Raw genomic sequence first — 10,038 nt, 5'->3', positions numbered from 1 at the left:
GGGCTTTGAGTCTCGGTTTTGAAAGACAAAACTGCTAGCTAGCGGGCAAGGGACAGGGAGGACGTTTCGCTCACGATGGCCGCGCCAGTCGCCATACGCGGACAGCGGAGCCTGCTGCGGCAGATCCGCGAGGCGCTCGCCGGGGGTGGCCCCGCGCAGCAGCGCCTGGACATGGTGGTGCGCATCATCGCGCTCTCCATGGTCGCCGAGGTGTGCTCGATCTACCTGCGGCGTGCGAACGGCGAGATGGAGCTGTTCGCCACCGAGGGCCTCGACGCCACCGCCGTCCACGTCACGCGGATGAAGCCCGGCGAAGGCCTGATCGGCGAGATCATGCGGCTGGGCCGGCCGCTGAACCTGGCCGACGCGCCGGAGCACCCGGCCTTCTCGTACCGGCCGGAAACCGGCGAAGACCCCTATCACGCGTTCCTGGGCGTGCCGCTGCTGCGCGGCGGCCGGGTCATCGGGGTGCTGGCGGTCCAGAACCGCACCGAGCGGAACTATTCCGAGGACGAGGTCGAGGACATCCAGATCGTCGCCATGGTGGTCGCCGAGATGGTGGCCTCGGGCGAGCTGATAAGCGTCGGCGAGCTGGAGGGCGTCGAGCTCGCGCCGCGGCGGCCGGAGCGGCTGAAGGGCTCGAAGTTCGCCGACGGCCTGGCCTATGGCGTGGCGGTGCTGCACGAGCCGCCGGTGGCCTCGTCGCAGCTCCTGTCCGACGACGTCGTGGCCGAGGAGAAGCGCCTGGCCGACGCGCTGCAGAGCCTGAAGGACCAGATCGACCGGATGCTCGAGGGCCAAGCGGGCCTGGTCGAGGCGTCGTACGACGTGCTCGAGAGCTACCGGATGTTCGCCCACTCCACGAGCTGGAACCGCAGCCTGGAGGACGCGGTGAAGAACGGCCTCACCGCCGAGGCCGCCGTCGAACGGGTGCGGTCCGAACACCGGGCGCGGCTGGGCCAGGCCCGCGACCCCTACATGCGCGAGCGCCTGCACGACCTGGAGGACCTGAACGACCGGCTGCTGCGGCACCTGTCGGGTGACGGCAGCGTGGCGCGCGACCTGCCCGAGGGCGCGATCCTGATCGCCCGGAACCTGGGCCCCGCCGACCTGCTGGAATACGACCGCACCAAGCTCGCGGGCCTGCTGCTGGAAGAAGGCTCGTCCGCCAGCCACGCGGCGATCGTGGCGCGCGCCCTGGACATCCCTTGCGTCGGCCGCCTGGCCGGCCTGCGCGACAAGGTCTCGGAGGGCGACCCGGTCATCGTCGACGCCGAGACCGGCGAGGCGTTCCTGCGGCCGCGCACCGACGTGGTGAAGGCCATCCAGGCCCGCGTCGACGTGCGGCGGCAGCGGCAGGCCGAGTTCGCCAAGCTGAAGGACACGCCTGCCTTCACCCGCGACGGGGTGAAGGTCACGCTGCTGATGAACGCTGGCCTCGATGTGGACCTCGAGAGCCTGGCCGACACCGGCGCCGAGGGCATCGGCCTGTTCCGCACCGAATTCCAGTTCATGGTCTCGGAGGAGATGCCGCGGTTCAACGCCCAGACGGCGCTCTACTCGCGGGTAATGGACGCGGCCGGCGGCCTGCCGGTGACGTTCCGCACCCTCGACCTCGGCGGCGACAAGGTGCTGCCCTACATGGAGGCCGAGCGCGAGGAGAACCCGGCGCTGGGCTGGCGGGCGGTGCGGATGGGCCTGGACCGTCCGGCGCTGCTCAGACTGCAGCTGCGGGCGCTGATCGCCGCCTCGCGAGGGCGGCCGCTCCGGGTGATGTTCCCGCTGATCTCGAGCGTCGACGAGTTCCGCGCGGCGCGAGCCTGGGTGGACTCCGAGGTGGCGTGGGCGCAGCGCCGCGGCCGGCCGGCCCCGTCACGGCTCGACGTCGGCGCGATGATCGAGGCGCCGTCGCTGATCTGGCACCTCGACGCGCTGCTGCCGATGACGGACTTCGTCAGCGTCGGGACCAACGACCTGATGCAGTATCTGTTCGCCGCCGACCGCGGGAACCCGCGCGTGGCCGACCGCTACGACTTCCTGTCGCCGCCGGCGCTCCGGGCCATGGAGGCGATCCAGCGGGCCTGCGCCGAGACCGGCACGCCGGTCAGCGTGTGCGGCGAGATGGCGGGCCGGCCGCTGGAGGCCTTCACTCTGGTGGCGCTGGGCTTCGAGCGGTTGTCGATGCCGGCGACCGGCGTGGGCCCGGTGAAGCAGATGGTGCTGTCGTGCGACCGCGAGGCGGCCCGCCGCGGCGTTTCGGCGCTCCTGAAATCAAGCGCGGGATCGGTTCGGAACGAGATAGAAACTCTGGCGCGCAAACTTTACCTCGCCGTCTGATACTCGCCCGAATCCGTAGAGAGTAGCGGGGCGGCTTGGAGCCCCGAGAACTTGCCCGTGCTGAAGAAACGCCCACCGAAAAAGCAAGCCGCCGGTCGCGAGCGGATGCGGGCGATGCTGAGCCTCGTGGGCAGCGAGCCGCCGGCCGAGACGCCGCTAGGTGAGACGGCCGCCGACGCGGGCCCGCCGCCGCCCATCGACCCCCTGTTCGCGCATGACAGCCTCGGCGAGGCGCTGCGGGCCATCCGGCGCGACCGGGGCATCTCGCTGGAGGACCTGGCCGAGCGCACGCGGGTGCGGAAGAGCTACCTCGAGGCGATCGAGGAGATGCGGCTGGACGCGCTGCCGTCGCGCCCCTTCACCATCGGCTACGTCCGCGCCTATGCGACGGCGCTGGCGCTGGACCCCGACGCGGCGGTCGAGCGGTTCAAGACCGACGAGCCGGTGCTGGACGAGCCGCTGCGCGCGCCGGTGGGCGTGCTGGAGGAAAAGGACCCGCGGGTCGCGGCCTTCACGATCGGCGCGCTGGTGATCATTGCGGCCATCGTGCTGTGGAACGTGGCCCAGCGGGCGATGATGGCGGCCGCCCCGCCGCCGCCCCTGGCCTCGGAGCAACAGGCCCAGCAGCTGCTCGCCAAGCTGAAGACCGGGACGATGGAGCTGGGCCAACCCCTGCCCGCCCCCGTGGAATCCACCACACCCACGCCTTACGAGACCCCCGGGCTGCGCGCCGCCCTGGGGCTGAACACGGACCCCGCGACGGGCGATGCGCCACCGGCCCCCTCGCCCACCCGCATCGGCGAGCCGCCGCCCGTGGACCTGGCCTCGCTGCGGCCCTTCTTCGTCCCGGCCGGCAAGATCTACGACAGCGGCCCGCGGCTGACCTCGGTGGTGACGGTGCAGGCGATCAAGGCCGGCGCGCTGATCGTCCGCGGCCAGGACGGCTCGGTCTATTTCGCCCGCCAGCTGGCCAAGGGCGAGGCCTACCGGGTGCCCAACCTGGCCGGCCTGACCCTCGACGTCTCGGCGCCGCAGGACTTCCAGGTGTTCGTCGCGGGCCAGTCGCGCGGCGTGCTGCCCTCGACCCAGGTGCTGGCCTCGAAGCTGGTGACAGCTGTGCCGACGGCGACGCCGGGCGCGGCGCCGGCGCCGGCGGTTCCCGCCCCCGCGACCGCGTCACCGGCGACGGCCGCCGCCGGCCCCCCGGTCAAGGCGCCGCCCGCGAAGACCCCTGCGCCGAAGTCCGCCGCGCCGCCGCGGCCCTGAGTCCGGTTGGGATTCCCCGCGCGACGGACTATTTTCCCCTCGCCATGACCACCGAAGCCCACACCGCCGTCCGCCCCTGGCGCGCGATCGACCGCCGCGAGAGCCGCAAGATCCGCGTGGGCGATGTCGAGGTGGGCGGCGATGCGCCGATCACCGTGCAGTCGATGACCAACACGGTCACCGCCGACGCCAAGGCCACGATCGAGCAGGTGCGCCAGCTGGAGGAAGCCGGCTGCGACATCGTCCGCGTCTCGTGCCCCGACGAGGACTCCACGGCGGCGTTCCGGGAGATCGCGCGGGCGGCGAAGGTCCCGCTCGTGGCCGACATCCACTTCCACTACAAGCGCGGCATCGAGGCCGCGCAGGCCGGCGCCGCCTGCCTGCGGATCAACCCGGGCAACATCGGCAACGCGGCGCGGGTGAAGGAGGTCGTGCAGGCCGCCCGCGATCACGGCTGCTCGATGCGGATCGGAGTGAACGCCGGCTCGCTGGAGCGCGACCTGCTCGAGAAGTACGGCGAGCCCTGCCCCGACGCTATGGTCGAGAGCGCGCTCAACCACGCCCGCATCCTGCAGGACCACGACTTCCACGAGTTCAAGATCAGCGTGAAAGCGTCCGACCCGTTCATGACGGTGGCCGCCTACCAGCAGCTGGCCGAGGCCATCGACTGCCCGCTGCACCTGGGCGTGACCGAGGCGGGGGCGACGCGGTCGGGCACGGTGAAGAGCACGATCGGCATCGGATCGCTGCTCTGGGCCGGGATCGGCGACACCATCCGCGTGAGCCTGGCGGCCGATCCAGTGGAAGAGGTGAAGGTCGGCTTCGACATCCTGAAGAGCCTGGGCCTGCGCCACCGCGGCGTGAACATCATCGCCTGCCCGTCGTGCGCCCGGCAGGGCTTCAACGTGATCCAGACGGTGGAGATGCTGGAACAGCGGCTGGCCCACATCGCCACGCCGATGAGCCTGTCGATCATCGGCTGCGTCGTGAACGGCCCCGGCGAGGCGCTGATGACCGACCTCGGTTTCACCGGCGGCGGCAAGGGCGCGGGCATGGTCTATGTGGCCGGCAAGCCCGACCACAAGATGGACAACGACCATATGGTCGACCACATCGTCGCGCTGGTGGAGGCGCGCGCCCAGGAGATCGAGGCGGCGAAGGCGGACGTTCCCGCTGCTGCGGAGTGACCATTTAGTCACAACAGGCGCGTTCCGGGCCGCCTTACAAAAATGACACCTGCGTCACTCTTGCGCAGGGGGCCGCACCGCGCTTAGGTGGCGCTCCAATTCTTGGGAGGGACATGATGTCCGCGGACGGCAACTGGAAAGTCACCATCAACACGCCCATGGGCGCTCGCACCATGAACGTGGGCATCACCACTTCGGGCGACGCGTTCACCGGCAAGGTGGACTCGGAAATGGGCTCTCAGGAAGTGCAGGGGAAGGTCGACGGCGACACGCTCTCCTGGAGCACCGACATCACCAACCCGATGCCGATGAAGCTCGAGTTCACCGCCAAGGTGGAAGGCGACAAGATGACCGGCAACTGCAAGCTGGGCATGTTCGGCAACGCCGCCCTGACCGGCGAGCGCGTCTAAGCCAGACTTTCGCGCAAGCGAGGAAAGGGCCCCCTCCGGCGACGGAGGGGGCCCTTTTCGTTAGTTCTTCGGCGCCGGGACGGTCACCGCGTCGGCGGCCCGTTCGGCCGCGCCGCTCACGCTGTCGGCCGCCGTGGCGGTGCTTTCGGCCACGCTGGAGGCGGCGCTGGTCACGGCCTCGGTCTGGATCGCGTCGTTGCGGTTCGCCTGCAGCAGGAAGAAGGCCACGATCGCCACCATCGCCAGTACGGCGATGCCGACGATGATCCCGCCGATGCCCGAGCCGCCCTTGTCGACATAGGTCGTGCCGCCGGCGTCGCGCTCGACGACGCGCTCGTGGGTCAGGCCGTCGCTGCGTTCTGTCACGCGTTCGGTCGCCATGTGATCAATCTCCGTCTGTCACCGGGGGCGAAAACACCCGGGCCGGCGGAGCGTTCCGAGGAGCTAGAGGCTTGAGCAAGCCCTCCTCCTCGATGGAGGAGGGTTGGGTGGAGGTGTGGCCGCTGAGCCGATGCAGGCGGCGCTCTCGGGCGCGGGCGTCAAACGAGCTTTGCCGTCCCGGCCCTGCACACACCTCCATCCCCGGCCCTTCCTCCATCGAGGAGGAAGGGAGTCCTAGACTAGGCGCGCCGCGGCGGGACCACGTCGGCGAAGTCCGGGAAGGCTTTCCACTTGGGCTCGACCGGAGCTTCCCCGGCGGCCGGGACGTAGGGGCTGGCCTCCTCCAGGGTCATCTTCGGGATGTAGCGCGGGCAGTTGGGGAAGATGTCCGTTGGCGTCACCTTGACCAGCAGCTGGGCGCCCGGGATCGCCGCCATGGCGGGGTCGTCGCGGACCACCTCGGCGCGGCCGTTCACGCGCATCCGGCCGGGCTTCTCGCCCATAGCGATGAACAGCAGGCCCACATGCGGGTTGGCGGCGATGTTGCCCAGGCTCTTGAACATGCCGTTGCCGTCGTAGTCCGGGAACACCAGCAGGTCCGGCGCGGCGACGCGGGCGAAGCCGGGCGGGCCGCCCTTGAACGAGCAGTCGGGCCGGCCCTCGGCGTCGGCGGTGGCCAGGAAGAAGAACGGCTGGGCCTCGATGAAGGCCGCGTCGCCCTCGGTGAAGCGGTCGCGGCGCAGCTTCTCCTCCAGCCGGTCGGCCAGCGCGCGGCTGCCGAAGGCGTCCTGAAGCTGCCGGTTGCCCTCGTGGTACATGGCGCGTTCCTCCCGGCGGCAGCATAGCGCATTTGGCGCCGACCACGGTCTCGGCTAGAGACGCGTCCCCATGCGACTTCCCCAGGCCAGGCTCGACCAGGTGCTCGACCGCTTCCGCGAGATCGAGGCGCGCATGGGCGCGGCCACGGACGGGGCCGAGATCGTCCGGCTCTCCAAGGAGCACGCCGAGCTGAAGCCGGTGGCCGACGCGGTCATGACGCTGGAGAAGGCCCGGGCGGAAGAGCCCGAGCTGCGCGAGATGCTGGAGAGCGGCGACGCCGAGATGGCCGAGCTGGCGCGCGCCGAGCTGGAGGCGCTGAAGGAGAAGCTGCCGGCCCTGGAGCACGAGGTGGCGCTTCTGCTTGCGCCCAAGGACAAGGACGAGAACGCTTCCGCGATCCTGGAAGTCCGGGCGGGCACCGGGGGCGACGAGGCCGCGCTGTTCGCGGGCGACCTCTTCCGGATGTACCAGCGCTATGCGGCGAACCGCGGCTGGCGCGTGGAGATCGACTCGATCTCCGAGGGCGACGCGGGCGGCTACAAGGAGATCGTCGCCTCTGTCACCGGCGACGGCGTGTTCGGCCGGCTGAAGTTCGAGAGCGGCGTCCATCGGGTGCAGCGGGTGCCGGCGACCGAGGCGCAGGGGCGCATCCACACCTCGGCCGCCACCGTGGCGGTGCTGCCCGAGCCCGAGGACGTGGAGATCGAGATCCGCGACCAGGACCTGCGCATCGACACCTACCGGTCCTCGGGCGCCGGCGGCCAGCACGTGAACAAGACCGACTCCGCCGTGCGCATCACGCACCTGCCCACCGGTATCGTGGTGACCAGCTCGGAGAAGTCGCAGCACCAGAACCGGGCGCGGGCCATGAAGGCGCTGAAGGTCAAACTGTACGACCAGCAGCGCGAGGCGCTCGACAGCGCGCGGTCCGAGGCGCGCAAGAGCCAGGTGGGCTCGGGCGACCGCTCGGAGCGAATCCGCACCTACAACTTCCCGCAGGGCCGGGTGACCGATCACCGGATCAACCTGACGCTCTACAACCTGCCGAAGATCGTCGAGGGCGAGGCCCTGGACGACGTGATCGACCCGCTGATCGCCGAGGACCAGGCCGCCCGGCTGGCGGCGCTGGAGGATGAGTTCTCCTAGCCGAAGCGCTCGCGGTATTCGCTGGGCGCGACGCCGACGTGTTTGCGGAAGGCGCGTCTCAGGTTCTGTTCGTCGGCGAAGCCGCAGGTGCGGGCGACGTCCTTGAGGCTGTGGGCGCCGCTTTCGAGGCGGCGGCGGGCCTCCTCCAGGCGCAGGCGGGCGACGTAAGCGGCCGGCGTTGCACCCAGCTCGTCCTTGAAGCGGCGGGAGAAGTGGCGCGGGCTCATCCCGGCGGCGACGGCCAGGCGCTCCAGCGGCAGGTCCTCGTCCAGGTGATCCAGGATCCAGAGCTGCAGCTCGCCCAGGCGGTCCTCGCGCCGCTCGGCCTCGAGGAAGCGGCTGAACTGGGTCTGGCCGCCGGGGCGCTTGCGGTAGATCACCAGTTCCTGCGCGACGGCGACTGCGACTGCCTTGCCGTGGTCGCGCTCGACCAGCTCCAGCGCCATGTCCATGCCGGTGGTGACGCCGGCCGAGGTGAAGAGGGCGCCGTCCTCGACGAAGATGGCGTCGGGCTCGACGTCGCAGCCGGGCGCCGCGGCCGCCAACCGATCGCAGTAGGCCCAGTGGGTCGTGGCGCGGCGGCCGTTCAGCAGTCCGGCGGCGGCCAGCACCAGCGCGCCAGTGCAGATCGACCCGAACCGCTGCACCCGCGGGGCCATGCGGCGCAGCCAGGCCAGCACGTCCGGATCGTGCGCGGCCGCCTCCCAGCCGATGCCGCCCGCCACCAGCAGGGTGTCGCAGGCGCCGACCTCGCGGAACGACCGCGCCGCGGTGACCGCGATGCCGCCCGACGTGCGCACCGGACCGGCGTCGCGGGCCAGGAGCTCGATCTCGTAGACAAGGCCCGAGGCCTTGCCGGTGTCGCGCAGCCAGCGGGCGGTGCGGGAGAACACCTCCAGCGGCCCGGTGATGTCGAGGATCTGGGCGTCGGGGAAGCCCAGGACGGCGACGCGGTGCGGGCGTTCGGTCATGGCGCGATTTGACCGCACGGGCAGTAGATTGCCAAGGCCTCAGCGGCGCTTCCGCAGGTTGCGGACCTGGCGCTGACCGATCGCCCAGAGCTGGCCGGCGCCCTTGCGGAAGCCGACGAAGCGCAGGCCCACGGTGTCGGCCATGGCGGCGCCGCGCTCGCCCATCGGCAGGGGCGGGCCGGTGGTGGAGTCCATCGCCGTCTGGTGCTCGATCTCAGCGTTCAGCTCGGCGCCCATGAGGACGACCATCACCGAGAACCAGACCCACAGCATGAAGCCGATGACCGTGCCCAGCGAGCCGTAGGTGGCGTCGAGCCGGGCCACGTTGTTGAGGTACCAGGAGAAGCCCCCCGAGCCGGCCATCCAGAGCGTGGCGGCCACCAGGCTGCCCGGAACCACCCACCGCCAGCGGGCGAGCTGGCGGCTGGGGCCGAAGCGATAGACGACAGCGAAGGCGCCGGCGGCGACCGCGTAGACCAGCGGCCAACGGGCGGCGATCAGCCAGTCCTCGCGCAAGCCCTGGCTCGAGAGCGCGAGCGGGGCGGCCACCAGGATGGCGCTGATCGCGGTCAGGAAGATGATCAGCGCGACGGTGAAACCGTAGGTGAGCGCTGTGCGCAGGACGTAGTTGCGCTTCTCGGCCTCGTCGTAGGCGATGTTCAGACCGTCGAAGAGCGACTTCATGCCGGCATTGGCGCTCCAGAGGGACAGCAGCAGGCTGACCACGAAGGCCAGCGACAGGCCGGCGGTCTTGCCGGTGGCGAGCCGCAGCATCTGCTCCCCGAGGAGCTGGACGGCCTCGGGTGGGAAGACCGCCGAGAGTTGGATCAGCTGCTCCTGCACGGTGCGGACGTCGGCGATCAGGCCGTAGAGCGAGACGAAGACGCCCAGCGCCGGGAAGATGGAGAGCAGGGTGTAGTAGGTGACGCTGCCGGCCACGACGCTGAGCCGGTCGTGGCTCATCTCGCGATAGGTCCGCCACAGGATGTCCTTCCAGCCGCGCCAGGGGATGTGGTGGGGATGCAGGGCCACACGGCCTCGGCGGGGCTCCTGGGCCTCGAAGTGGGCCGGCTCGGCGACGGTCTGGCGGCTGAGGCCCGGCTGTGGCTTGGGCTCGACGCGCAGCGGCTGCGGCCCTGGCTCCGTCCTACGGTTGGTCCACCAGGCCGACGCGGCCATGGCGGCCAGCGCCCACGGGGCCAACGCCATCACGGCGGGCGCGAGCGGCCGCTTCCGACGCGGATCGCGCTGTGTCGTCGCGCTTGCCAAGCCCAGACCTCCAGCTCCCGCGATAGGTCAAACCGTCCAGGGCCCGGGCCGTTCCGGCGGCGACCCGACATGGGTTGGCCGACGCCGGCCAACGCCTCGCGCCTTGAGATCGGGCGGGGTTTCGGTCAGAAGCCGCCTCATGAGCGGCCATGTCGCGGCGATCTTCCGCCACCCCGTAAAGGGCTTCACGCCCGAGAGCCTGAACCATGTGGACCTCGCCCCCGGCGAGGGCTTCCCGCACGACCGCATCTG

9 protein-coding genes are annotated in these 10,038 nt (G+C 70.9%); 5 read left to right on the top strand and 4 right to left on the bottom strand.

What is annotated here, in order from left to right:
• Positions 1 to 75 precede the first annotated feature (75 nt).
• From ptsP to VGD44_RS02145, 4 genes are all read left to right on the top strand, one after another.
• A complete protein-coding gene (gene ptsP, locus VGD44_RS02160) occupies positions 76 to 2,337 on the top strand; it encodes a phosphoenolpyruvate--protein phosphotransferase (RefSeq protein WP_331083404.1) in 2,262 nt (753 codons plus the stop codon).
• Between the two features lie 57 nt (positions 2,338 to 2,394).
• On the top strand, positions 2,395 to 3,603 hold the full coding sequence (locus tag VGD44_RS02155; protein ID WP_331083402.1) for a helix-turn-helix domain-containing protein: 1,209 nt from the start codon (positions 2,395 to 2,397) through the stop codon (positions 3,601 to 3,603).
• 44 nt (positions 3,604 to 3,647) lie between these two features.
• Positions 3,648 to 4,790: a flavodoxin-dependent (E)-4-hydroxy-3-methylbut-2-enyl-diphosphate synthase gene (gene ispG / locus VGD44_RS02150; RefSeq protein ID WP_331083400.1), complete on the top strand. Its 1,143-nt coding sequence runs from the start codon at positions 3,648 to 3,650 to the stop codon at positions 4,788 to 4,790.
• Between the two features lie 116 nt (positions 4,791 to 4,906).
• Positions 4,907 to 5,200 (top strand): hypothetical protein, encoded by a 294-nt coding sequence (locus VGD44_RS02145; RefSeq protein WP_331083398.1) that lies wholly within the window; start codon positions 4,907 to 4,909, stop codon positions 5,198 to 5,200.
• Positions 5,201 to 5,260: 60 nt separating this feature from the next.
• On the opposite strand, the gene VGD44_RS02140 is transcribed toward VGD44_RS02145, so the two are convergent.
• Positions 5,261 to 5,581, bottom strand: a complete 321-nt coding sequence (locus VGD44_RS02140; RefSeq protein WP_331083396.1) for a hypothetical protein — start codon at positions 5,579 to 5,581, stop codon at positions 5,261 to 5,263.
• 239 nt (positions 5,582 to 5,820) lie between these two features.
• Positions 5,821 to 6,399, bottom strand: coding sequence for a pyridoxamine 5'-phosphate oxidase family protein (locus VGD44_RS02135; RefSeq protein WP_331083394.1), 579 nt, complete (start codon positions 6,397 to 6,399; stop codon positions 5,821 to 5,823).
• A gap of 70 nt (positions 6,400 to 6,469) precedes the next feature.
• On the opposite strand from VGD44_RS02135, the gene prfA reads away from it, so the two are divergent.
• The gene (gene prfA, locus VGD44_RS02130) at positions 6,470 to 7,546 is read left to right on the top strand and encodes a peptide chain release factor 1 (protein WP_331083392.1); all 1,077 of its coding nucleotides are present in this window, start codon (positions 6,470 to 6,472) and stop codon (positions 7,544 to 7,546) included.
• On the opposite strand, the gene VGD44_RS02125 is transcribed toward prfA, so the two are convergent.
• Together VGD44_RS02125 and VGD44_RS02120 are read right to left on the bottom strand one after the other, a co-directional pair.
• Positions 7,543 to 8,517 carry a GlxA family transcriptional regulator gene (locus tag VGD44_RS02125; RefSeq protein ID WP_331083390.1) on the bottom strand — a complete coding sequence of 325 codons (975 nt, stop codon included), beginning with the start codon at positions 8,515 to 8,517 and terminating at the stop codon, positions 7,543 to 7,545. The two genes, prfA and VGD44_RS02125, sit on opposite strands and share 4 nt — an antisense overlap.
• Positions 8,518 to 8,556: 39 nt before the next feature.
• Positions 8,557 to 9,726: a YihY/virulence factor BrkB family protein gene (locus VGD44_RS02120; protein WP_331083388.1), complete on the bottom strand. Its 1,170-nt coding sequence runs from the start codon at positions 9,724 to 9,726 to the stop codon at positions 8,557 to 8,559.
• Between the last annotated feature and the right edge of the window lie 312 nt (positions 9,727 to 10,038).

The sequence above is a fragment of the Phenylobacterium sp. genome (assembly GCF_036402295.1).
GTDB lineage: Bacteria > Pseudomonadota > Alphaproteobacteria > Caulobacterales > Caulobacteraceae > Phenylobacterium.
Note: the sequence above shows the minus strand (reverse complement) of the source record. Positions and strands in the feature narration are given on the sequence as shown.

What these genes read in the sequence shown, in the direction of transcription:
- ispG (WP_331083400.1), top strand. Translation starts at nt 3,648, where the DNA reads ATGACCACCGAAGCCCACACCGCCGTCCGCCCCTGGCGCGCGATCGAC.
- prfA (WP_331083392.1), top strand. Translation starts at nt 6,470, where the DNA reads ATGCGACTTCCCCAGGCCAGGCTCGACCAGGTGCTCGACCGCTTCCGC.
- VGD44_RS02145 (WP_331083398.1), top strand. Translation starts at nt 4,907, where the DNA reads ATGTCCGCGGACGGCAACTGGAAAGTCACCATCAACACGCCCATGGGC.
- ptsP (WP_331083404.1), top strand. Translation starts at nt 76, where the DNA reads ATGGCCGCGCCAGTCGCCATACGCGGACAGCGGAGCCTGCTGCGGCAG.
- VGD44_RS02120 (WP_331083388.1), bottom strand. Translation starts at nt 9,726, where the DNA reads ATGGCGTTGGCCCCGTGGGCGCTGGCCGCCATGGCCGCGTCGGCCTGG.
- VGD44_RS02135 (WP_331083394.1), bottom strand. Translation starts at nt 6,399, where the DNA reads ATGTACCACGAGGGCAACCGGCAGCTTCAGGACGCCTTCGGCAGCCGC.
- VGD44_RS02140 (WP_331083396.1), bottom strand. Translation starts at nt 5,581, where the DNA reads ATGGCGACCGAACGCGTGACAGAACGCAGCGACGGCCTGACCCACGAG.
- VGD44_RS02125 (WP_331083390.1), bottom strand. Translation starts at nt 8,517, where the DNA reads ATGACCGAACGCCCGCACCGCGTCGCCGTCCTGGGCTTCCCCGACGCC.